The sequence below is a fragment of the Streptomyces sp. NBC_00996 genome, assembly GCF_045162675.1.
Taxonomy (GTDB): domain Bacteria; phylum Actinomycetota; class Actinomycetes; order Streptomycetales; family Streptomycetaceae; genus Streptomyces.
This window is the reverse complement of the sequence record NZ_CP108723.1, coordinates 2,068,224-2,088,467: the sequence shown is the minus strand read 5'-3', so window position 1 is coordinate 2,088,467 and position 20,244 is coordinate 2,068,224. Positions and strand designations below refer to the sequence as shown.

Annotated in this window: 26 protein-coding genes and 2 pseudogenes; 15 read left to right on the top strand and 13 right to left on the bottom strand. The window is 70.8% G+C overall.

Translation table 11 applies throughout. The annotated features are described in order from the left end of the window. Positions 1-376: 376 nt before the first annotated feature. The 3 genes from OG390_RS10045 (at position 377) to OG390_RS10035 (ending at position 3,898) form a co-directional block, all read left to right on the top strand. Entirely contained in the window at positions 377-1,378 is a 1,002-nt protein-coding gene (locus OG390_RS10045; RefSeq protein WP_406177591.1) for a PP2C family protein-serine/threonine phosphatase, read from the top strand. Positions 1,379-1,869: 491 nt separating this feature from the next. Beyond that, positions 1,870-3,210, top strand: a complete 1,341-nt coding sequence (locus OG390_RS10040) for a transcriptional regulator (RefSeq protein ID WP_399076525.1) — start codon at positions 1,870-1,872, stop codon at positions 3,208-3,210. Positions 3,211-3,352: 142 nt separating this feature from the next. Next, positions 3,353-3,898: an NUDIX hydrolase gene (locus OG390_RS10035; RefSeq protein WP_095933127.1), complete on the top strand. Its 546-nt coding sequence runs from the start codon at positions 3,353-3,355 to the stop codon at positions 3,896-3,898. A gap of 26 nt (positions 3,899-3,924) precedes the next feature. On the opposite strand, the gene OG390_RS10030 is transcribed toward OG390_RS10035, so the two are convergent. Both OG390_RS10030 and OG390_RS10025 read right to left on the bottom strand, forming a co-directional pair. Then, positions 3,925-4,182: a hypothetical protein gene (locus OG390_RS10030; RefSeq protein WP_399076523.1), complete on the bottom strand. Its 258-nt coding sequence runs from the start codon at positions 4,180-4,182 to the stop codon at positions 3,925-3,927. Positions 4,183-4,384: 202 nt separating this feature from the next. After that, the gene (locus OG390_RS10025; RefSeq protein WP_406166774.1) at positions 4,385-5,248 is read right to left on the bottom strand and encodes a 3-hydroxybutyryl-CoA dehydrogenase; all 864 of its coding nucleotides are present in this window, start codon (positions 5,246-5,248) and stop codon (positions 4,385-4,387) included. 169 nt (positions 5,249-5,417) lie between these two features. Here OG390_RS10025 and OG390_RS10020 point away from each other — a divergent pair, with 169 nt between their 5' ends. Continuing rightward, positions 5,418-6,671: a glycoside hydrolase family 10 protein gene (locus OG390_RS10020; protein ID WP_406177589.1), complete on the top strand. Its 1,254-nt coding sequence runs from the start codon at positions 5,418-5,420 to the stop codon at positions 6,669-6,671. Between the two features lie 15 nt (positions 6,672-6,686). Here the strand turns inward: OG390_RS10020 and OG390_RS10015 are convergent, their stop codons facing one another. Further along, the gene (locus tag OG390_RS10015; RefSeq protein WP_406166772.1) at positions 6,687-6,881 is read right to left on the bottom strand and encodes a DUF1918 domain-containing protein; all 195 of its coding nucleotides are present in this window, start codon (positions 6,879-6,881) and stop codon (positions 6,687-6,689) included. 92 nt (positions 6,882-6,973) lie between these two features. Beyond that, positions 6,974-7,948 (bottom strand): DMT family transporter, encoded by a 975-nt coding sequence (locus OG390_RS10010; protein ID WP_406166770.1) that lies wholly within the window; start codon positions 7,946-7,948, stop codon positions 6,974-6,976. Between OG390_RS10010 and OG390_RS10005 the strand changes: the two genes are divergently transcribed. Beyond that, positions 7,947-9,404 carry a PLP-dependent aminotransferase family protein gene (locus tag OG390_RS10005; RefSeq protein WP_406166768.1) on the top strand — a complete coding sequence of 486 codons (1,458 nt, stop codon included), beginning with the start codon at positions 7,947-7,949 and terminating at the stop codon, positions 9,402-9,404. The two genes, OG390_RS10010 and OG390_RS10005, sit on opposite strands and share 2 nt — an antisense overlap. Positions 9,405-9,625: 221 nt before the next feature. Next, the gene (locus OG390_RS10000; RefSeq protein WP_399076513.1) at positions 9,626-10,219 is read left to right on the top strand and encodes a histidine phosphatase family protein; all 594 of its coding nucleotides are present in this window, start codon (positions 9,626-9,628) and stop codon (positions 10,217-10,219) included. On the opposite strand, the gene OG390_RS09995 is transcribed toward OG390_RS10000, so the two are convergent. Next, the gene (locus OG390_RS09995; RefSeq protein WP_406166766.1) at positions 10,201-10,650 is read right to left on the bottom strand and encodes a DUF6314 family protein; all 450 of its coding nucleotides are present in this window, start codon (positions 10,648-10,650) and stop codon (positions 10,201-10,203) included. The genes OG390_RS10000 and OG390_RS09995 overlap by 19 nt on opposite strands. A 137-nt stretch (positions 10,651-10,787) precedes the next feature. Between OG390_RS09995 and OG390_RS09990 the strand changes: the two are divergent. Both OG390_RS09990 and OG390_RS09985 read left to right on the top strand, forming a co-directional pair. Continuing rightward, positions 10,788-11,519: pseudogene (locus tag OG390_RS09990) on the top strand (carbohydrate binding domain-containing protein); the annotation flags it as partial. Positions 11,520-11,544: 25 nt separating this feature from the next. Then, positions 11,545-11,715 carry a hypothetical protein gene (locus OG390_RS09985; RefSeq protein ID WP_406178361.1) on the top strand — a complete coding sequence of 57 codons (171 nt, stop codon included), beginning with the start codon at positions 11,545-11,547 and terminating at the stop codon, positions 11,713-11,715. 4 nt (positions 11,716-11,719) lie between these two features. Here OG390_RS09985 and OG390_RS09980 read toward each other — a convergent pair whose 3' ends face one another. The 3 genes and pseudogenes from OG390_RS09980 to OG390_RS09970 form a co-directional block, all read right to left on the bottom strand. Next, on the bottom strand, positions 11,720-12,172 hold the full coding sequence (locus OG390_RS09980) for a carboxymuconolactone decarboxylase family protein (protein ID WP_406166764.1): 453 nt from the start codon (positions 12,170-12,172) through the stop codon (positions 11,720-11,722). Continuing rightward, positions 12,169-12,588, bottom strand: coding sequence for a MerR family transcriptional regulator (locus OG390_RS09975; RefSeq protein WP_399076504.1), 420 nt, complete (start codon positions 12,586-12,588; stop codon positions 12,169-12,171). Before OG390_RS09975 ends, OG390_RS09980 begins: the two co-directional genes overlap by 4 nt. 86 nt (positions 12,589-12,674) lie before the next feature. After that, positions 12,675-13,238, bottom strand: a pseudogene (locus OG390_RS09970) (aminotransferase class V-fold PLP-dependent enzyme); the annotation flags it as partial. On the opposite strand from OG390_RS09970, the gene OG390_RS09965 reads away from it, so the two are divergent. From OG390_RS09965 to OG390_RS09955, 3 genes are all read left to right on the top strand, one after another. Further along, entirely contained in the window at positions 13,230-13,385 is a 156-nt protein-coding gene (locus OG390_RS09965; protein ID WP_406166762.1) for a CGNR zinc finger domain-containing protein, read from the top strand. The pseudogene OG390_RS09970 and the gene OG390_RS09965 overlap by 9 nt on opposite strands. A gap of 113 nt (positions 13,386-13,498) precedes the next feature. Next, positions 13,499-14,740, top strand: a complete 1,242-nt coding sequence (locus tag OG390_RS09960) for a DUF6745 domain-containing protein (RefSeq protein WP_406166760.1) — start codon at positions 13,499-13,501, stop codon at positions 14,738-14,740. A gap of 34 nt (positions 14,741-14,774) precedes the next feature. Beyond that, the gene (locus tag OG390_RS09955; protein WP_406166758.1) at positions 14,775-15,227 is read left to right on the top strand and encodes a hypothetical protein; all 453 of its coding nucleotides are present in this window, start codon (positions 14,775-14,777) and stop codon (positions 15,225-15,227) included. Between the two features lie 4 nt (positions 15,228-15,231). On the opposite strand, the gene OG390_RS09950 is transcribed toward OG390_RS09955, so the two are convergent. Further along, entirely contained in the window at positions 15,232-16,047 is an 816-nt protein-coding gene (locus OG390_RS09950) for a LysR family transcriptional regulator substrate-binding protein (protein ID WP_406166756.1), read from the bottom strand. Positions 16,048-16,287: 240 nt separating this feature from the next. Between OG390_RS09950 and OG390_RS09945 the strand changes: the two genes are divergently transcribed. Continuing rightward, positions 16,288-16,689, top strand: coding sequence for a DUF5997 family protein (locus OG390_RS09945; protein ID WP_399076498.1), 402 nt, complete (start codon positions 16,288-16,290; stop codon positions 16,687-16,689). 286 nt (positions 16,690-16,975) lie between these two features. Continuing rightward, positions 16,976-17,368, top strand: a complete 393-nt coding sequence (locus OG390_RS09940; RefSeq protein WP_406166754.1) for a hypothetical protein — start codon at positions 16,976-16,978, stop codon at positions 17,366-17,368. 84 nt (positions 17,369-17,452) lie between these two features. Here the strand turns inward: OG390_RS09940 and OG390_RS09935 are convergent, their stop codons facing one another. From OG390_RS09935 to OG390_RS09920, 4 genes are read right to left on the bottom strand one after another with little or no spacing between them, the layout of a single operon-like run. Beyond that, positions 17,453-17,896, bottom strand: a complete 444-nt coding sequence (locus OG390_RS09935) for an SRPBCC domain-containing protein (protein ID WP_406166752.1) — start codon at positions 17,894-17,896, stop codon at positions 17,453-17,455. Between the two features lie 47 nt (positions 17,897-17,943). Further along, positions 17,944-18,297, bottom strand: coding sequence for an ArsR/SmtB family transcription factor (locus OG390_RS09930; protein WP_406166750.1), 354 nt, complete (start codon positions 18,295-18,297; stop codon positions 17,944-17,946). Further along, positions 18,294-18,746, bottom strand: a complete 453-nt coding sequence (locus tag OG390_RS09925) for an SRPBCC family protein (protein ID WP_406166748.1) — start codon at positions 18,744-18,746, stop codon at positions 18,294-18,296. The genes OG390_RS09930 and OG390_RS09925 overlap by 4 nt, the downstream gene beginning before the upstream one ends. A gap of 5 nt (positions 18,747-18,751) precedes the next feature. Further along, positions 18,752-19,060 carry an alpha/beta fold hydrolase gene (locus tag OG390_RS09920; RefSeq protein ID WP_406177587.1) on the bottom strand — a complete coding sequence of 103 codons (309 nt, stop codon included), beginning with the start codon at positions 19,058-19,060 and terminating at the stop codon, positions 18,752-18,754. A gap of 69 nt (positions 19,061-19,129) precedes the next feature. On the opposite strand from OG390_RS09920, the gene OG390_RS09915 reads away from it, so the two are divergent. After that, entirely contained in the window at positions 19,130-19,297 is a 168-nt protein-coding gene (locus tag OG390_RS09915; RefSeq protein WP_406178359.1) for a hypothetical protein, read from the top strand. Between the two features lie 118 nt (positions 19,298-19,415). Then, positions 19,416-19,937 carry a putative immunity protein gene (locus tag OG390_RS09910; protein ID WP_406166746.1) on the top strand — a complete coding sequence of 174 codons (522 nt, stop codon included), beginning with the start codon at positions 19,416-19,418 and terminating at the stop codon, positions 19,935-19,937. Positions 19,938-20,244: the final 307 nt, after the last annotated feature.

Sequence of the window (20,244 nt, the reverse complement as noted above, 5' to 3'; positions counted from 1 at the left end):
ATAAATGCATGTATCCGAAGGCGTCTCACTCATTCGGGTGAGAAGTCCGGGCGATCTGGCCCGATCGGGGCGCACGGTCGACAGAATCGGACCGGCCTCTCGGAGGCCGTCTGCGCTGTCAGGGCCTATTGGGGGGCCAATCGGCATGATCCGTATCAAGGCTGGGGCTCCCTGCCGGGCAAGGCTCCGGACGCATTCACGGGTGCTGGCCCGGGCGGCCCTCGGGCCGCGGGGCCGGGGCGACGCCCTGCAGGCCGGGCTCACTCGGGCGGTGCGCGGAGGAAGACCCCGGCTGGTCCGCGGACGTGCCCCTCGTGGCGGCTTCGACCACTCGGTTCGCCGGGCCGAGCGCCCACCGCTGCGCCGGGCACTCAGCATGGGGCTGCCCATCGCCTGGGGCGCGGTGGCGATCACGTACAAGATGGCCTGCCCGCTCGCGCAGCAGAACGGGCTCGGCGCCCGGATCGTCACCAGCGCCGTCTTCTTCGCGGTCGGCACGAGCCTGATACTCCACGTCAGAGGGGCGCTGCTGCGGGAGCTCAGGCAGATCCGCAAGGTCGCCGGCGCCGCCCAGAACGTGCTGCTGCGGCCGCTGCCCCCGCGCATCGACGGGCTGAGCGTCGCCGCGGCCCAACTGTCCGCGGACCGTGGCGCGAGCGTCGGCGGTGACCTGTACGAGGTGATCGCCACCGAGTACGGCGTACGGATCGTCATGGGCGACGTCCGCGGGCACGGGCTCGGCGCCATCGGAACCGTCGCCGCCGTCCTCGGCAGCTTCCGCGAGGCCGTGCACGACGAGCCCGAACTCGGCTGCGTACTGAGGAGACTTGAGCGCGCGCTGGCCCGGCATCTGCGCGAGCGGGCCCGGGCCGAGCACCCCTCGGCCGGGCTCGATCCGGACAGTCCGGTCGCCGAGGAGTTCGTCACCGTGCTGCTGCTGGAGATCCGCCGCGACGGCGAGGTGTACGCCCTCAACTGCGGTCATCCCTGGCCGTATCTGCTGAGCGGCGGCCGGGCCGAACCACTTGTGTGTGCCGACCCGCTGCCCCCGCTGGGGCCGTTCCCGCTCCCGGCCGAGCTGCCCGCCGTGCGCTGCGGCCAACTTCTTCCCGGCGAGGTGCTGTTCCTGCACACCGACGGTGTCGAGGACGCACGCGATGGCCGCGGCCGCTTCTTCCCGCTCCCGGCCAAGCTCACCGAAGCCGTCCGTACCCAGCCCGTCTCACCCCAGTCCATCCTGCGCGCAGTCCTCACCGGGCTGCTGCGTCACACCGGCGGCAGACCCGCTGATGACGTGGCCGTGCTCGTGCTGCGCAACGACCGCAGTCGCGTCTCCCTGCAGCAGGGGCACGCCGTGGCCCACCACGCGCCCCGTTAGGGCCTGTCCGGCAGATCAGGTCGCAGACGCGGGTCCCCTCCATCTGATCCGCCGGACAGGCCCTAGTGTCCTGCGCCATCAATTCGTCGTTAGTTCTTGGTGCCCCACTGCCGCCGACTTGGCCGAATACTCGCAGGCCGGGGCTGGATGGGCGGACAACCAACCCGGCCGGGCAAGGCGCGAATCCACCGACGAACTTCTGGCGCAGCGCACTAGCTATAGCTAGGGACGCGGGGCTGTGCAACCGGCGGGGCCGTCCGCCCCGCCACGGAGTGTCGGGCAGGCAGCTGGGCGGACGGCGCGGAATCGGGCCGCCGCACTGTACGAGGGGGAGCCGGCGGCCCGGCCGGCCTCTTGCGAGGCATTTCAGTCAACCGGCCAGAAACGCTCTGCGACAGCGCGCGTACTGCCCGGATACGGGCACTCGTTTCACACCCCGTGCGAAACGGTACGCACTAGTCTGTCGGCACCGAGCCACCCGGGGGGCCTTCATGCAGCCCAACACTCTGCTCGACGCGATTCTCGACGAGGCGGGCATCTCGCACGCGGGACTCGCCGCCCACGTCAATCAGGCGGGGAGAGCACGCGGTCTCGCGCTCAGGTACGAACACACCGCCGTGGCACGCTGGTTGAAGGGCCAGCGCCCGCGCGGCCAGGTGCCCGACCTGATCTGCGAGGTGCTCGCCGGCCGACTCCACCGGCCGGTCACGCTCGACGACATCGGCCTCGGCGTGCCCGGCGAGCCGTCCACCCCGCACGGCACCTCGCTCTCCGGCTTCGTCGAGCGCGCCACCGCCCTGTGGCGCTCCGACGAACAGCAGCGCCCGCACATCCTGGGCGCACCGGCCGTCACCGGAACGCCCGCCGTGATGCCGGTGTGGGAATGGGAGAACCCGCCCGAGGACGTCGACGTCTCGCGCGGCGGACGCCACCGCGTCAGCATGGCCGACATCGAGATGCTGCGCGCGGCCCGCGCCCACTACGAGCAGATGTACCGCAAGGCCGGCGGCATCGCGACCCGCACCCGGATCGTCGGCTTCCTCAACTCGGAGACGGCACCTCTGCTGCGCGGCAGCTACACCGACGCCACCGGCCGCCAACTCCACCGCGCGACCGGCGGTCTGGTCGCCATCGCGGGGATCTGCGCCTACGACTCCGACGCCCACGGACTCGCCCAGCGCTACTTCCACCAGGCGCTGCGTCTGGCGAAGGCCAGCGGGGACAGGGGACTTGGGGCCTATGTCATAGCCCTGCTCGTCAATCAGTCGCTGTTCATGCGTGAGTACCGGCAGTCCGTCGCCTTCGCCGAGGCCGCACTGCGCGCCGCGGGGCGGCACATCACTCCGGCGCTCGCCTCCGATCTCTACGCGATGCAGGCCAAGGCGTACGCACACCTCGGTGATGGCAGCAGCGCACTGTCCTGCATCCGGCGTGCCGAACAGGCCGCCGAGCGCATCCGTCGGGGTTACGAGCCCGACGAGACCGGCTATGTCCAGCCGGGCCTGGTCAACGTGCAGGTGGCGGAGGCGCTGCTCAGCCTCGGCGATCTGGTGGCGGCGGGGGAGCACGCCATAGCCGCTGTCGACAACCCGGCGCACGACCGGGGACGAGTGCACAGGCTCGCCATGCTCAGTCAGATCGAGCTGCGCCAGGGCAATGCCGACAAGGCGGTGGCCACCGCGGTCCAAATGGCCGAACAGGCGCGGGGTATGGAGTCGCAGCGACTGCGCGACAGACTCCGCGCGGTGCGCGAACACCTGGTGCGCAGCGGCTGTGCGGGCACGGCCGAGGCCGCCGAACTCATCGACGGGGCACTGCGCGTACCGCTGTAGACATGTGCTCCGGAAACACCGCGTGCCGCTTCAGAACACCGTGCCTGCGCTGCCGCTGCACCGTGCCCCGACCGCTGTGAGCCTGCTGTGAGGACACTCCTGCTGCGATATTGCCATCTACTCGGCGGAAGGTGGCAGAACCGTGCAGTGGACGAAACAGAACGAACAAACTGTGTACGCAAACCGCTGGTTCAGCGTCAATCTCGCAGATGTGGAGCTGCCGGACGGTCGGCACCTCGATCACTTTTTGATACGGCTGCGGCCGGTGGCCGTGGCCACTGTGGTGAATGAGGCCAATGAGGTGCTGCTCCTGTGGCGGCACCGCTTCATCACCGACAGCTGGGGGTGGGAACTCGCGGCGGGTGTCGTCGAGGACGGTGAGGACATCGCCGTCGCGGCGGCCCGCGAACTCGAGGAGGAGACCGGCTGGCGGCCGGGACCCCTGCGGCATCTGATGAGCGTCGAGCCCTCCAACGGGCTCACCGACGCCCGGCACCACATCTTCTGGGCCGACGAGGGCGCGTACATCGGACACCCTGTGGACGACTTCGAATCGGACCGAAGGGAATGGGTTCCCTTAAAGCTCGTCCCCGACATGGTCGCCCGCGGCGAGGTCCCGGCCGCCAACATGGCTGCCGCACTGCTCCTTCTGCACCATCTCAGGCTCGGGCAGGACGCGTTGCCCTGATCCGTCCCCCCCACGCGTCCAGATACCTAGTGGCCCAGAGCCTGCCAGACCGCCACGGCCGTCGCGCCCACGGCCGCGACGGCCGCGAGGGTGGGCAGTGGCCAGCGGGTGTGCTCGAGGGCGACGACCCGTGCGCTCAGGTCGTCGAGATCCTTGGCGGTCTGGTCGTCGCGCTGAGTGAGCAACGCCAGTCCGCCCTCGATGCGGGTGAAGCCCACTTCGAGCGACCGGCGTAACTCTGCGAGTTCCCTTGGGGCCACGGGATGCTCGGGGTCGGCGGTCACGAGTCCGCTCCTTTCCGTAGTCGGCACATCCCTTACATGCGCACGGAAAGTCAACTCGCCTGGTGGACACGTGGGGAGCGTGTGCGAGGGGCATATGCGAGCCCGGCGCGCACACGGTGTGTGAATGGCGCGGGCCCGGCACCCAGAAGGGCGCCGGGCCCGCGCCTGCCCGAGATATACGGACCGTAGTCAGCGCCTCGGCTCACTGGCCGTACGTGTAGAAGCCCGAGCCCGACTTACGGCCCAGGCGACCCGCGTCCACCATGCGCTGGAGCAGCGGGGGAGCGGCGTACAGGGGCTCCTTGTACTCCTCGTACATCGAGTACGCGACCGAGGCCACCGTGTCGAGGCCGATCAGGTCGGACAGCTTGAGCGGGCCCATCGGGTGGGCGCAGCCCAGTTCCATGCCGTTGTCGATGTCCTCGCGGCTCGCGATGCCCGACTCGAACATCCTGATCGCGGACAGCAGATACGGGATCAGCAGCGCGTTGACCACGAAGCCCGAACGGTCCTGGGCGCGGATCGCGTGCTTGCCGAGCGCCTTCTCGGCGAACAGCTGGGCGCGGCTGAGCGTGCCCTCGGAGGTGGTCAGCGCCGGGATCAGCTCGACGAGCTGCTGCACCGGGGCCGGGTTGAAGAAGTGGATGCCGATGACCTGGTCGGGGCGCGAGGTGGCGACGGCGAGCTTCACCAGCGGGATCGAGGAGGTGTTGGAGGCGAGGATCGCGTCCTGCCGGGTCACCACCTGATCGAGCACCTGGAAGATCTCGGTCTTCACCTGCTCGTTCTCCACGACGGCTTCGATCACCAGGTCGCGGTCGGCGAACTCGCCGAGGTCCGTGGTGAAGCTGAGCCGGTCCTGGGTGGTCTTGAGCTCCGCCTCGGAGATCTTTCCCCGCTCGGCCGCCTTGGAGAGGGAGTTGAAGAGCCGGGTACGGCCGATCTCCAGGGCCTCACCGGTGGTCTCGGCGACCTTGACGTCCAGACCGGCGCGGGCGCACACCTCGGCAATGCCCGCTCCCATCTGGCCGCAGCCCACGACTCCGACGCGTTCGATGTCGGTCACATCGTCCCCTTCGCTGATCTACGGCACTGGCAGGATCCCCGTTGTTCGGTGCCTGCTCCGATCGTGCACGTTACTCCGAAGTATCGATGATCGATCGTCCGGGTCGGGCATGCTGGGCGCGGAGACGATCCGTGACGGCGCGGATCCGCTGCGTAGCGGGGTGTGGGAGATGGGACGACTGTCGCGTCGGGCGTTCGCGGTGGCAGCCGTGGCGACGCTCTCCGGGCTTGCGACAGTGGGGGACACCGCCGCATCCCCGGGCCCGTCCTCCCGGGGTCGCGACCGGGCGCGGGCCGCGAGCGAGCTGCGCGGGATGTGGCTGGCCGCCGTCTCCAACCGCGACTGGCCGTCGAGGCCGGGCCTGACCGCCGGCCGGCAGCGTGCCGAACTCCTCGACCATCTCGACACCGCCGTTCGCCTCCGCCTCAACACGGTCATCCTCCAGGTGCGCCCCACGGCCGACGCGCTGTGGCCCTCGCCGTACGAGCCGTGGTCCCAGTACCTGACCGGTGTCCAGGGCAAGGACCCCGGCTGGGACCCGCTGGGCACCGCGGTGACGGAGGCCCATGCGCGCGGCCTGGAGCTGCACGCCTGGTTCAACCCGTACCGGATCGCCCACCACACCGACCCGACGAGGCTCGTGGCGAACCACCCCGCCCGCGAGCACCCCGACTGGGTCGTGCCCTACGGCGGGAAGCTCTACTACGATCCCGGGCTGCCCCAGGTCCGAGGGTTCGTCCAGGACGCGATGCTCGACGCCGTGCAGAAGTACGAGATCGACGCCGTGCACTGGGACGACTACTTCTACCCGTATCCGGTCGACGGCCAGGTCTTCGACGACGACGCGACGTACGCGACCCACGGCGCAGGCTTCCCGGACAAGGCCGCCTGGCGGCGCGACAACATCGACTGCCTGGTCCTGGAGACGGCCGCCCGCATCAAGGAGATCCGGCCCGCGGCGCGCTTCGGGATCAGCCCCTTCGGGGTGTGGCGCAACGCCACCACCGACGGGCTCGGCTCGCCGACCCGGGCCGGCGTGCAGACCTACGACGATCTGCACGCCGATACCAGGAAGTGGGTCCGGGAACACTGGATCGACTACATCTGCCCGCAGCTGTACTGGAACATCGGACTCGCCGCCGCCGACTACGCGAAACTCCTGCCCTGGTGGTCGTCGGTCGCCGAAGGCACGGGCGTGCAGCTGTACGTCGGTGAGGCGCTGTACAAGGCGGGCGATCCGGCGCAGCCCGCGGCCTGGCAGGACCCGGCCGAACTCTCCCGGCACCTCACGCTCGCCCGCGACCACCCGCAGGTGCGCGGGCACGTCTTCTTCTCGGCCAGGGAGGTCGGCGCGGATCGCATCGGCGCGATGGCACGGGTCTTCGCCGACCACTATCAGCAGCCGGCGAGAACTCCGTGCTGATTGCCTGTCTGCTGGCTACTGCATCATGTCCTTGTGGCGGATTTCGGTGTCGGGGCCCGGTGAGCACAGTCCCTCGTGCCCGTCCTCGAACTTCACGCGGTACGGGGGATTGCCTTCCGCTCCCAGGACCTCGGTGATCTCCCCGACCTTGTCGTGCTGCCCGACAACCCTGCCGTGCTGCACGAGCTGGTCGCCCTCGGATGCACGCATCTGAACGGTCTCCTCGTCGTGTACGGGAGTAACGGTCCGTGGCCGCAGGTCTACGGCCGGTCGCGCCGGTTGGCCCGGCCCCTGCGTGCCGGTCAGCCCCGCGCTCGTTGAGTGAGTGCGATGCACACCAGAACGGCGGCGGCCGTCAGAGGTGCGGCCGGTGTGAGCTGCTCGCCAAGGAGCAGTACCGACCACACCAGTGTGAGCAGCGGCTGCGCCAGCTGCAACTGGCTGGCCTTCGGAATTCCGATCGATGCCATGCCGCGGTACCAAACGACCAGGCCGAGGAACTGTGACACGGTCGACACCCACAGCAGGCCCGTCACGCTGTGCGTGGTCAGCTGCACGGGCTCCTGCGACAGCGCGATCAGCGCGCCCGGCACCGACAGCGGCAGACACAGGACCAGCGCCCAGCCGATGACCTGCCAGCCCGGCATGGCACGGGCGAGCCGACCGCCCTCGGTGTAGCCCGCCGCGCAGATCAGCAGCGCTCCGAAGAGATACGCGTCCGCGCCGGTCAGCGCGCCACCGCTCTGCTGCACGGTGAACGCGATCACCGCGACCGCGCCCGCGACGGCCGCTACCCAGAACATCCGTGAGGGCCGCGCCCCGGTGCGCAGCGCCGAGAACAGCGCGGTCGTCAGCGGCAGCAGCCCGACCACCACGGCCGCATGGGCGGTGGTCGACGTCTGCAGCGCCAGCGTCGTCAGCAGCGGGAAGCCGACCACGACACCCGCGGCGACGACGGCCAGCCCCGCCAGGTGGCGGCGGCCCGGCACCGGAACACGCAGCGCCAGCAGGCAGCCGCCCGCGATGACCGCAGCCAGGACGCTGCGCACGGCCACCAGGGACCAGGGTCCGAAGCCCTCCAGGCCCCAGGCGGTGGAAGGGAAGGTCAGGGAGAAGGCTGTGACGCCGAGGGCGGCTTGGAGGGTGCCCGAGCGGCGGGCCCTCGCAGCGGTCCGAGGGGTGCCGGTGGCGGCGCTACGAGCAGTGGCGCTCGCGGGGGTCCCGGTGGTGACAACCGCTATCGGGGTCCCTGCAGTAGCGCTATCCTTTGTTCTCATGCAAGAGCGTAGCAGTGTGGGGGATCTGGCATATCAGCTGCGTCGGGAGTTGGACCGCTACTCGCCCGGTGGAAAGCTGCCGTCGAGTCGGGCACTCGTGGAGCGGTTCCGGGTGAGTCCGGTGACCGTGTCGCGGGCGCTGGCGCAGCTCGCCGCCGAGGGTCTTGTGGTCACCCGGCCCGGTGCCGGCGCGTTCCGGGCGCAGCCGCGTACTGCCCCCGCTCCCACCGGCGACACCGCCTGGCAGGAGCTCGCACTCAGCGCGGACGCCGCGGCCGAACTCGTACCGCGCACGGTGGACGCGTCCGGCGTCCTCGTCTCGCTCGCCGCCCCGCCGCCCGGTGTCGTCGAGTTCAACGGCGGCTATCTGCACCCGTCGCTGCAGCCCGAGCGGGCGATGGGCGCGGCCCTGTCCCGGGCCGGGCGCCGTCCCGGCGCCTGGTCCAGGCCGCCCATGGAAGGGCTCACGGAACTGCGCGAGTGGTTCGCGCGGGGGATCGGGGGCGCCATCACCGCGGCCGAGGTGCTCATCGCGGCGGGCGGTCAGTCCGCGCTGACGACCGCCCTGCGCGCGCTCGCGCCCCCCGGGGCGCCGGTCCTGGTCGAATCGCCCACCTACCCGGGCATGCTGGCGATCGCCCGCGCGGCCGGACTGCGGCCCGTGCCGGTGCCCGTCGACGCCGACGGTGTGAAGCCCGAACTGCTCGCCGACGCCTTCAGCGCGACCGGCGCCCGCGTCTTCGTCTGCCAGCCGCTCTTCCAGAACCCGACAGGTGCCGTCCTTGCGCCCGAACGGCGGGGCGAGGTGCTGCGCATCGCGCGCGACGCCGGCGCGTTCGTGGTCGAAGACGATTTCGTACGCCGCCTGGTGCACGAGGACGCGGGCCCGCTGCCCAGGCCGCTGGCCGCCGAGGACCCCGACGGAGTCGTCGTGCACGTCGGTTCGCTGACCAAGGCGACCTCGCCGAGCTTCCGGGTGAGCGCACTGGCCGCGCGCGGTCCGGTACTCGAGCGGCTGCGCGCCATCCAGGTCGTCGACACCTTCTTCGTGCCGCGCCCCTTCCAGGAGGCCGCGCTCGAACTCGTCGGCTCTCCCGCCTGGCCCCGCCATCTCCGCGCCCTGGGCGCCGAATTGAAGGCCCGCCGCGACACGATGACCACCGCGCTGCGGCTGGACCTCCCCGAACTCTCCCTCCCTCACATCCCGTTCGGCGGCTACCACCTCTGGCTGCGCCTGCCCGACGGCGCGGACGAGGCCGCCCTGGTCACCGCCGCCCTCCGCGCGGGCGTCGCCGTCACCCCCGGTCGCCCCTACTTCAGCGCCGAACCCCCGGCCGCCCACCTCCGGTTGAGCTTCGCGGCGGTGGCGGGGACGGAGGAGATCACCGAGGGGGTACGCAGACTGCGGACGGCGTGTGCGGAGGTCTCTTGGCCGGCCGCCGCCGGAGGTTCCTAGCCCGTCCGGCGTTCGAGGACGACGCCGTTGAGACCGATGCCGGGGGCTGGGGGCGGCAGCCCCCGGACACGGGACGGGAAGGAGCGGAGGAGGCGAAGAAGCAAAACGGTGCGTCGGAGCCCGCGCGGGCAAGCCCGCTCGGCGGACCCGCTCCAGTGAGCCCGTAAATACCCTGCGTAACCCCCCTTGACCTGCGGAGTCCCGCGCTCCACGATCTCCGCATGCATCTTCGGGTCACGTTCGTCGCCGCCGCGCGCAGCTCCTCGCTGCTCGCGGAGCGCTTCCAGGACGACCGGCCGCTGGATCAGGCCGGCTGGGACGAGGTGCAGCGAGCCGCCCCCGAGCTGGTGTCGCTGGCGGCGGCCGAGCTGCGCTACTGCTCGCCGACGCCACGCAGCCGTGCCACCGGCGACGCCCTGGGGTACGCGCCACTCGTCCAGCTCGCCCTGCGCGACTGCGACATGGGCCGCTGGCGCGGCTTCACGCTGGGCGAGGCGATGGCCCGTGAACCCGAGGCCGTCGACGCCTGGCTCGCGGACCCACGGTCCACGCCCCACGGCGGTGAATCGCTGCTGGCCTTCATCGCTCGCGTCGGCGCCTGGCTCGACACCAGGCCCGCCGACGACGGCGGGCGCATCGTCGCCGTGGCCGAACCCTCCGTGATCCGGGCCGCCCTGGTCTACGCCCTGAAGGCGCCGCCCTCGACGTACTGGAACATCGATGTACGCCCCCTGTCGACGACCACCGTCACCGGCCGGGCCGGCCGCTGGAACCTCCGCTTCGACGGCGCGTTCTCTCAGTCCACGCGCGCGTAGTCGGTGGTGAGCACCAGGTCCTTCGCGGGCCCCCGCACACGCCACACGGTCCGCCAGCGGTTCTCGTCGCGGACGGTGAACTCGCCCCGGTAGAGGTCCGCCGCGCACGGGTGGTCGGCAATGTGCCGCCCGGTGGTCAGGTCCAGATCGTGGAAGGGGCGGCCGTCGGAGAACCGTACGGCCGCGCTGCCCGGGCGCTCTCCCGGCAGGAACCACAGCGTCCGCTCGGCGGGCCGTGACGTGCCCTGCCAGACGAAGGTCCCGGACTCCCGATGGAGGAGGCCGTCGCCGCCGTCTTCGAGCGGCGAGAAGACGGTCGTCCCCGTGAACCGGCCCTCGGCGCCGCTCGCCGGATCCCGCACCGAGCGCTCCACCCGCCAGTTGCCGGTCAGGTAGGCCAGTACGTCCGCCACTGGCCAGAACTCGCCCATACCGACCCGCTCTCCATCCCATCCGATGCCGCGCGACCCATTGACGCACTCCGGCCCCCTCCCTATCTTGCCGTTCGAAGTACTGATCGACATCTGATATTTCGAACAACTCAACACTGCAGAGCCGCGGAGTATCCATGTCACCCACCCGCACCCGCTGGAGACTCGGACTCACGGCCACCGCCGTCCTGGTGGCCTCCACCGTCGTATCCGGGCTCGCTCCGGCGAGCGCCGCCGCCGACGTCACCGACTACGCGATCACCGTCGACCCGAAGGGCTCGGGCGCGAAGATCGACGACACCATGTACGGCGTCTTCTTCGAGGACATCAACCGCGCCGCGGACGGCGGCCTGTACGCGGAGCTCGTGCAGAACCGGTCCTTCGAGTGCAGCACCGCCGACAACAACTCCTTCACGCCGCTCACCTCCTGGACCGTCTCCGGCACCGCCAAGGCCGTGAACGACGATGGGCGGCTCAGCGCCCGCAACCGCGCCTATCTCTCGCTGGACGGGGGCTCGTCGGTCACCAACTCCGGCTACAACACCGGGATTTCGGTCGAGAGCGGCAAGGCGTACGACTTCTCGGTGTGGGCCCGCGCCGACGCCACGTCGGCCGTGACCGTGACGCTGCAGGACCCCGAGGGCACGCTCGCCGAGGCCCGCCGGGTCACCGTGCGCGGCGGCTGGGCCAAGTACCGGGCGACGTTCACCGCGGCCCGCAGCAGCACCAGCGGACGCCTCACCGTCGCCGCGGCCGGCCCCGTTGCGCTCGACATGATCTCGCTACTGCCCCGGGACATGTACAAGGGGCACGGTCTGCGCAGGGATCTCGCCGAGAAGATCGCCGCCCTCCATCCCGGGTTCGTGCGCGGCGATCGACCTGGGTGGGGCGAAGGTGGGCCGCAAGGCCGCCGTCACCACACTGCAGGCCGCGCCGGACGCGGTGAACTCGGAGACGGCCACGGCGGTCGCCCCGGTGAGGTCCACCTTCGCAGGGGTCGCCGACCGCTTCACGTACACCTTCCCGGCGAACTCCGTGACCCTCCTGAGGATCAAGCAGAAGTAGCCCTTCAGGAAGGGTCGGCCGACGTCGTGGGCTGCTGTCCGACGGGCAGCAGCCCACGCTCGGCGAACACCTTCTTCGCCGCGAACGTGGCGTTCAGCGCCTTGGGGACACCGCAGTACACCGCGGAGTGCAGCAGCGCCTCGACGATCTGCTCCGGTGTGAGGCCCACGTTCAGAGCGGCGTTGACGTGCACGTCGAGCTGGGCCTCGCAGCCGCCGAGCGCGGTGAGCATGCCGAGGGTCACCAACTGCCTGTCGCGCGGGGCGAGTCCGGGCCGGTCGTAGATGTCGCCGAAGGCCCAGGCGACGATCTGGTGACCGAGTTCGGGGTTGATGTCGGCGAGCGCGTCGACGACCCGCTGCCCGGCCTCGCCGTCCACCCGCTGGAGGACTTCCAGGCCGTGCTCGAAGCGCTCCTCGCGGGTGGTGGCCGTGTTCAGGGTGGTGGCGTTGCTCATGAGAGGTCGTCCGATCCCGGCTGGTCGAGCAGCCGTTCGTAGTGGTCGATCTTGTCGTCGAGGGCGGCCGCGTTGCGGCGCAGTGCGCGGATGCGGTCCCCGAGGTCGGCGCGGTGCTCCCGGAGCATCGCGAGCCGGTCGGGGACCGTGGCGTCGCCCCGGGCCCGCAGCTGTGCGAACCGCTGCATGTCCGCGATCGACATGCCTGTCTCGCGCAGCCGGATCAGGAACTCCAGCCAGGCCAGGTCGGCCATCTCGTAGCGCCGCTGGTTCCCGGTGGTCCGGCCGACCCGTTCGATCAGGCCTGCCTTCTCGTAGTACCGCAACGTGTCGTGCGAGAGTCCGGTGCGCTCGACGACCTCGGCGATCGTGAGCGTCGGCTCCTGGTGGTGCGGGAGGGGCTGTCCGCTGGTCATGACAAGAACGCTAGAACCTGGAGCGCGCTCCAGGTCAAGACCTCTCGGCGATCACTCTGGGAAGAACCATCGGCCCTGCCGGCCGATCAGTCCCCGAAGTACCGCTGAGCTGCGCGGACGCCCTCGGCCAGAGCGTCGACCTCTGCCAGGGTGTTGTAGACGTAGAAGCTCGCGCGGGTGGTCGCCGGGATCCCGTAGCGCCGCACGATCGGGCGGGCGCAGTGGTGGCCGACGCGTACGGCGACGCCCCGCTCGTCCAGGATCTGACCGACGTCGTGCGGGTGGATGCCGTCGACCGTGAACGACACCGCGGAGCCGCGATCGGTGAGCCCGCCGGGGCCGACGATCGGTACCCCGGGAATCTCGCCGAGCAACTCCAGTGCGCGGGCGGTGAGTTGCTCCTCGTGTGCGGCCACCTCGACCATGCCCAGCCGCTGGAGATAGTCCACCGCGGCCGCCAGGCCCACCGCCTGCGCCGTCATCGGAACGCCCGCCTCGAAGCGCTGGGGCGGCGGCAGAATCGTCGTACGGTCCATCTCGACGACCTCGATCATCGAACCGCCGGTGAGGAACGGCGGCAGATCCGCGAGGAGCCGACGCCGTCCCCACAGCACGCCGACACCGCTCGGTCCGAGCATCTTGTGGCCGGTCCCGAGTCCCCGCAGCTCGCCCCCTGCGCGGCCGCCGACTGCACCCGGTGGTTTCTCCGCTCGCACGCGGCCCGCCGGTGGTGCACCACGAAGTGCGGCAACCGGGTGCGGGCGGCGCGGGCCTACGCGGCCCGCAAGGGTCGGTAGTCCGCGAGGCGCGTGGACGCCCTCGAAAAATCCTTGCGGATCTCCGGCCGCGCTGTCACGATCCCTCGCATGATGAACCGAAAGGCGGACACCGCCATCCTCTGGTGAGCGCCGTGACCGATCCCCGAGGGGGATCTTCTCGTGGCGCGCGTGAGGCGCGCCGACTCTTTCCCCAGCCCGAGTCGTCGGCTGAACGCGTCGCTCTGGCACGCCTGTTGAGCGAGAACTGGCTCAAGCACGGTCTGGCCGCACGCCCGGCGGACCGGCCGAGGGCCGAGGCTGCCGTCACCGAGCTGTACCGCCTGGTCGGGGAACCGCCGCCGCACTTCGCATGGGTTCCGTCTCCGACGGCGGCACTGTCGCTCGTGCTCGACGACTCACGTGCCTTTCCGCCCGTGCGGTTGAGAGCCGCGTCCCCGCCGGCTGGATCGTACGACCAGGGCGTGTCCACCCGACTCGCCTGCCTGGTCGGGAACTTGCGTGGCGACCTCGACGCGATCACCGGGCACATGACTTCGTGGGACGGTTCTCGCCTGTCTCTCGCCGTGACCACCGAGGGCCGGTCGGTACGGGGCGCGGTCGACGCCGTCGCCCATGCCGCCCTACGGGCGACCCTGCACCACTGCGTGCGCGCCCCCTTGCGTACGGATCTGATGCCGACGTCCGGCGGCCTCGACGGCATCACCTGGTACGGCCAGCACGACGCCCACTGGATCGCCTACTACGACGTGTACGCCCGAACCGGGCTGGCCAGGTACCCCCGCGAGGCGGTCGAGCGGCTCGCCCTCTGGGCCGAACTCGCCAGGACCACCGGCTGGTGGTGGCCCGGCGAGGGCCGGTGCGTCATGGCCGAACGGCCCACCGAGATCCACACCGAACCCCAGCCCAACAGTGAGCACGGCGAACTGCGGCTGCACCGCGACGACGGCCCGGCCGTACGGTTCGCGGACGGCACGGCGGTCCATGTCCTGCACGGCACCCTTGTCCCGCCCTGGGTCATCGCGGAACCCACGGTCGAACGCATCCACGCCGAGCGCAACGTCGAGGTCCGCCGCACCGCCATCGAGCGCATCGGCTGGAGCGCCTACATCGATCAGGCAGGGCTCCGGCTCGTCGCCACCGCCGACGACCCCGGCAACCCGGGCTCCGAACTGCACCTCTACGACGTGCCCAGGGAACTCTGGGGCCGTCCCGCGCGCCTGTTGCTCGCCGTCAACGGCTCCGTCGAACCGGACGGGCGCCGCCGCCGCTACGGCCTGAGCGTGCCCGCCCACTTCGATGACCCGCTCGCCGCCGCCGGCTGGTCCTACGGCCTGTCCGCGGAGCACTACGCGCAGCTCGTCCGCCGCACCTGACCCCGCACCCGAAACCCTCAAAGGTGATGCACACATGACCATGACCCTCGCCGAACTCACCACCCGTACAGGCCTCGACGTCCTGGACCACCTGGAGCGCCAGGTCACCATCCCGGTCGTCGACGGGCTCCAGGCCCAGGGCGACCTGATCGTCATCCCGTACGGGCTCGTGGCACGGCATGTCGGTGTGTTCCCGCACGCCCGCCGGCAAGACGTCCCCGCCGTGGGGGTCGAACTGCTCCGCAGCGCCGCCGGCGGCAACCCGCACTCCCTCGTGGCCGACGCCGGCACCTGCCGTTGGACGACCTCCGTGCGCGACCCCGCGGGGCTCGCCCTCGGCATGATCGATGCCTCGGAGGTCGTGTACCTCATCCACCCCGAACACGGCGGCACCGGCATCGCGCCCGGTCGGTACCTCGTACGCCGTCAGCGCGAGCGCGGCACGGAGCGCGGCGCGTGGCTGGGCAACCGGATGATCGCCGACTGAGGGGTCAGGGGCGGCGGGGCTTGCCGCGCTTGGCTCCGCCCTTGGGCCCACCCTTCGCTCCGCCCTTGGTTCCGCCTTTGGCGGATCCCGAACCGCCGCCGCGTGCGCTCTTGCCGCTCGCCTTGCCCGCCGCGGGCTTCTGCCGGGCGCCGCCGCGCCCGTCGGAGCGCTTGGGCGCGGGCTGGGACTTCGGCTGGGCGGCGGCAGCGGTACGACCGCGCGTGCTGTTGACCGTCCGGCCGCGGACGATCCCGATGAAGTCCTCCACCAGGTCGGTGGTCTCGTCCTGCGGCCAGGACAGCGCGACGCGCGACTCGGGGGCGTCCGTGACCGGCCGGTAGGTGAGGTCCTTGCGGTGGTGGAGGCGGGCGAGGGACTGCGGGACGACGAGGACTCCGATGCCCGCCGCCACGAGCTCGATCGCGTCCGCCGTGGTGGCGGGGCGCTCGAACGCGGGTTTCCCCGGCAGGCGCTCCCAGTCGAGGGTGTCGTCGAGGGGGTGCAGCACGATGTCGTCGGCCAGATCCTCCGTGGAGACCTCGTCGACCGCCGCCACGACGTGGTCCTTCGGGACCACGACCACCGTCGTCTCGGTGTACAAGGGGATCGCGCTGAGGTCGGTCCGGTCGACCGGCAGCCGCACGAAGCCCGCGTCGACGCCACCGCTCCGCAGCAGGCCGAACGCCTCGGCGGCGGGTACCGCGACGAGGGCCAGCGGGATGGCGGGGAACCGCTCGTTCCAGGTCCGTACCCACTTGGCGGGTGTGACCCCCGGGACGTACGCGAGCCGGAACGAGGGGGGTGCTTCGGAGCCAGTCACTTCGTCAGGTTACCGGTCGTGGTCATCGGCGCCTCACCGGTCGTGGTCATGAGCGCCTCCCCGGTCGTGGTCATGGGCGGCCCCGATCGTGGTCATGAGCGCCCCACCGGTCACGGTCGGGGGCGGCGCACGGGCGAGGGTGGGTGCCACGCTCGCGAGGGGCGGGTGGCGCGCACGTCACAGTCGGGCGCCGGACGCGTGTGGTCGGAGGTGGCTCACATGCTCGATACCCTTGACACCATGAGTTCGCACCAGACCACCCAGACGATGAAGCCCGCGACCGCGGCCAAGAAGCTGGGTGTGTACCTCGAGGCCACCCCCGCCGAGTTCCAGGAGGGTGTCGTCTCGCGTGCCGAACTGAATGCGCTGCAGGCCGACCCGCCCGAGTGGCTGCGGGAGCTGCGCCGCGACGGCCCGCACCCCCGGCCCGTCGTCGCGGCCAAGCTGGGCGTCTCCATCGCGGGGCTCGCCCGGGGCGGGGTCACCGAGGCCCTCACCACCGAGCAGATCGAGGCGCTGAAGACGGACAACCCCGAGTGGCTGCAGAAGGAGCGTGCCACCCAGGCCGAGGTCCGCAAGGAAGCGGCCCGCATCAAGGAGAAGAACGCGGAGCGCGCGGCTCGTTCCGGCGACCCGCGCTGACCCAGCCCTTCATCGGCAGGTCCCGGTGGCCCGTCCCACCGTCCCACCGTCCCGCCACTCCGGTGATCCCGGGGCCCTGGGGCTGATCGCCGAGGTCCGCCCGCGGGGGAAGTTCATCGGTCGGCAGCGCGGCACCGCCGACGGCCTCCGCCTGAGAGACGTGAGCGTGGCGGCACCCCGGCGACCGCGACGCCTCGCGCCTCTGGCAGTCGGGCACGTCAAGCCCCTGGCAGTCGGGCCCGTCAAGCCCCTGACATCCGCGCACCCGCCGTGAGATCGTCCGCGGGTGACCGACTCTGCCGACGACACGATCCCGGGACGCCCGGACGACCGCACCGCGTCCGCCCTGCGCTTCGCCGTGGAACTCGTCGCCTGGGTAGCGACTCCGTGGGCACTGGCCGACCGCTCATGGCTGCTCGCCGCCCTGTCCGTGGTGCTGCTGATCGGCCTTCCGACCTGCTTCTCCACTCCGGGTGACAAAGCGAACGTGATCATCGCGGTGCCGGGCCGGGTCACGATCCTGCTGGTACTGCTCCAGCTCGCCGCGGCCGTGGTGTCCTCGTGGCTGGCCTGGCCCGCGTGGGCGGCGGTCCCGGTGACCCTCCTGGCCGCCGCCACCCTTGTCACGGAACGCCCACGCCGGCGGTGGCTGACCTCCGCGCGGCAGCACGCCGACTGAGGCGCTGCCCTGCCCCCGTCGACTGAGTGCTCGAGTCGGCCCGTCCGGCCGACTCGAGCGCACGCACGCGAATCGAGCGGAGCGTCAGTTCCAGTTGTCGATCTTGACGTCGTGGGGATCCGGTGCGCCCTTCCCGGTTTCGATCAGCGACTTCAGGCTCATCAGAAAGACCGCCCACTTGGTGCTGCAGTGGTGCATGAACTCCACCGGCTCCTTCCAGCCTTCGTGCTTGAAGAGAACGATGGTGTGGTCGTCGACCTGATCGAGGTCCCAGTCCACGTGCGTGCCGATCCATTCTTCGGGTCCGTCGACCACCTCCCACAGCACGTGCTTGCCCGGGTCGAGTTCGAGGACCTTCATGTCGAATCCACCGGCCCCGAACCGGAATTGGAGCACGCCGCCGAGGTCGTTGCCTTCGCCCTGTGTGTTGGTCGTCCACCAGCCGGCAAGCCCCTCGGCGGTGGTCAAGGCCGCGTAGACATCGGCCACCGGCGATGTGATTCCGACCCTGTGCAGGATGTCCACCATTTTCGATTCCTCTTTCCGGTCCTGGTTCTCATCTGTGCGTCATGAATTCACGGCTGGGTGCCGTACTGATCCTTGCTGCGCTGAATCGCCTCGGCGATCTGCTTGATACGCCGGAGCCTGGCGTCCCATGCCGCCCCCACCGAGGACAACTGGGCGACCGCGCGGGCCAGTTGAGCCTCGTCCACCCGGTACCTCTTCTCCCGCCCGGCAGGCGTGGCGTGCACCAGGCCGACGCGGTCGAGCACGCCGAGATGTTTCGCGATGGCCTGCCGCGTCACGGGCAACTGCTCGCTGAGGCTGGTGGCGGTGCCGTTGCCGTCCGCCAGGAGCAGATCGAGCATCCGCCGACGGGTCGGGTCCCCGACCGCGGACCACAGGGAGTCGTCGACGGCGGTCGTCATGGCGTTGACACCAGCCGCGCGACGTACTCCCCGAGGCGCGGAACAAAGGTGTCCCAACCGACGCCGTGTTCGCGGTACTGCTCCTCCAGCTTGGCGGCCTCCCAGCCCATCTCCCGGAATCCGGTCTCGGTGAGCCGAATCCGCGTGCCCGTGCCCGACGGGGTGAGCTCGAAGGTGACCTGCAGGGTGTTGGCCGAGTCGTCGACCTTGCCGTCGGGATAGCACCAGCGGAACGAGAACAATCGAGGCGGCTCGGCGTTCACCACGGTGATCGGGGCGACCTCTGCCCTGTCGCCCCAGACGAGCTCACCGACAGCGCCGGGAGTCGCTTCGATGTCGGCGTCGTCGGACCACCATTTTGAGATGTGCTCGGGCCGGCTGACGACCTCGAAGACCACCTCGGGCGAGGCGTCGACGTGGATCTCGCGTTCGATGCTGCCGTACTCCATGCTCTTCACCCTTTCCCCATGTGCAACGTTTGGTTGCGTATTACGCTAGCGCGCAACACGCAGTCACGCAACCATTGGTTGCGTAACCGCGGCCGGCGGCTGCCGCGTCTCCAGGAAGAAGTGGTTGACGTACTGCTTCGCGCAGGCGAAGTGGGGGTAGCCGGTGCGGCGCGCTGCCGGAACCGGGCGGCGTAGACGGCGCCGATCCGGGCGCCGTACGAGGTGCCCAGGCAGTTGAGTTTCGGATCGCCCGGCGCCGCGCGCAGGACGTCCGTGTCGCGGGTGACGTCGACCGTGTCGACGTAGTGCGGGATCGGGCCGGTGCGGCTTTCGCAGTTGCGGTTCGCCTTCTCGGTGGCGCGCTCAGCAGCTGCTTGGGGTCCATGTACTCGGCGACCCCGAGCAGCACGGCGCCGCCGCAGCTGATCCTCGCCGCCGTCGAGGACCAGCTCGGACTGCTGAACGTCCAGCCCGGCGTGCTCGGTTCGGGCGGTGTGGCCGAGTACCTCTTCGGGAATACACCCCGACCGGGCGGGCCTGCGGAACGGTGACTGAGCACTTCGGCGCGCGAGTTGAGCATCGCGGCGCCCGGTTCGCACTGGGGGAGTCGACACCGTCACAGGTGTGTCCGGCGGCGACAGGAAGCACCCGAACCGGCATGATGTGCGGGTGGACGAGGTGACCATCACCGAAGAAGACCGCCGACTTCTCGGGCTGTGGGCCGCCGATTGCGTCGAGCGGGTGCTCCCGCTGTTCGAGGCGAAGGCTCCCTGTGACACCCGTCCTCGCGAGGCGATCGAGGGCATCCGGGCCTTCGTGCGCGAGGGGAAGCGGACAGGGCGACTGCGCTCCCTTGCCTGGGCGGCTCACGCAGCCGCACGCGAGGTCGGCGACCCGGCTGCCACAGCCGCCGCCCGCGCCGCGTGCTACGCGGCGGCGACTCCTTACATCCACCCATTGGCCACCCCTCACCAGTCGAAGCACGCCCTTGGACCTGCGGTTTACCAGGCGCGCGCTCGTGAGCTCGCGGCGCGCGATGACGCCAGGGTCGGTGACGAGGAGATCCGATGGGCGATCGACCACGCCCCGCCGGCAGTTCGCGAGCTCGTGCGGCGGATGCCGGTTCGCAGTCCTGGCCGTAGTCGGCTGGACGCGTTCTACTACCAGCTCGACACGGGCCTTCGCCGCTGATCGGCGAGGCCCGCCGCCTCTCCGGGCCCCTTCGGAACGGCAAAGCCCGCCACTACGTTCCCCGGATCGACGCGTGCGCCGATCGGTTTCGCCGACACCCTGGACTCGACAAGCTCAACGCGCCGGATCCAACCCTGACGCGCCGGCCGAAGTGCTCAGGCCCTGAACCCGGCCGGCCGGCTCCCGCCGCGGGTGGGTCACCCCCAACGCCGAGCGGGCCGACTCAACCGTTCACGAGCAGGCTCAGGATTCGGTCACACCCCCGATCTCCGGACCGCCCGGGACGGGATTGCATAAACGTGCAGCG

Bases quoted from the DNA above. Each gene is read 5' to 3' on its own strand.
- OG390_RS10045 (WP_406177591.1), top strand. From the start codon at position 377: ATGGGGCTGCCCATCGCCTGGGGCGCGGTGGCGATCACGTACAAGATG.
- OG390_RS10040 (WP_399076525.1), top strand. From the start codon at position 1,870: ATGCAGCCCAACACTCTGCTCGACGCGATTCTCGACGAGGCGGGCATC.
- OG390_RS10020 (WP_406177589.1), top strand. From the start codon at position 5,418: ATGGGACGACTGTCGCGTCGGGCGTTCGCGGTGGCAGCCGTGGCGACG.
- OG390_RS10015 (WP_406166772.1), bottom strand. From the start codon at position 6,881: ATGCGTGCATCCGAGGGCGACCAGCTCGTGCAGCACGGCAGGGTTGTC.
- OG390_RS10005 (WP_406166768.1), top strand. From the start codon at position 7,947: ATGCAAGAGCGTAGCAGTGTGGGGGATCTGGCATATCAGCTGCGTCGG.
- OG390_RS10010 (WP_406166770.1), bottom strand. From the start codon at position 7,948: ATGAGAACAAAGGATAGCGCTACTGCAGGGACCCCGATAGCGGTTGTC.
- OG390_RS10000 (WP_399076513.1), top strand. From the start codon at position 9,626: ATGCATCTTCGGGTCACGTTCGTCGCCGCCGCGCGCAGCTCCTCGCTG.
- OG390_RS09995 (WP_406166766.1), bottom strand. From the start codon at position 10,650: ATGGGCGAGTTCTGGCCAGTGGCGGACGTACTGGCCTACCTGACCGGC.
- OG390_RS09980 (WP_406166764.1), bottom strand. From the start codon at position 12,172: ATGAGCAACGCCACCACCCTGAACACGGCCACCACCCGCGAGGAGCGC.
- OG390_RS09975 (WP_399076504.1), bottom strand. From the start codon at position 12,588: ATGACCAGCGGACAGCCCCTCCCGCACCACCAGGAGCCGACGCTCACG.
- OG390_RS09955 (WP_406166758.1), top strand. From the start codon at position 14,775: ATGACCATGACCCTCGCCGAACTCACCACCCGTACAGGCCTCGACGTC.
- OG390_RS09945 (WP_399076498.1), top strand. From the start codon at position 16,288: ATGAGTTCGCACCAGACCACCCAGACGATGAAGCCCGCGACCGCGGCC.
- OG390_RS09935 (WP_406166752.1), bottom strand. From the start codon at position 17,896: ATGGTGGACATCCTGCACAGGGTCGGAATCACATCGCCGGTGGCCGAT.
- OG390_RS09930 (WP_406166750.1), bottom strand. From the start codon at position 18,297: ATGACGACCGCCGTCGACGACTCCCTGTGGTCCGCGGTCGGGGACCCG.
- OG390_RS09925 (WP_406166748.1), bottom strand. From the start codon at position 18,746: ATGGAGTACGGCAGCATCGAACGCGAGATCCACGTCGACGCCTCGCCC.
- OG390_RS09915 (WP_406178359.1), top strand. From the start codon at position 19,130: ATGTACTCGGCGACCCCGAGCAGCACGGCGCCGCCGCAGCTGATCCTC.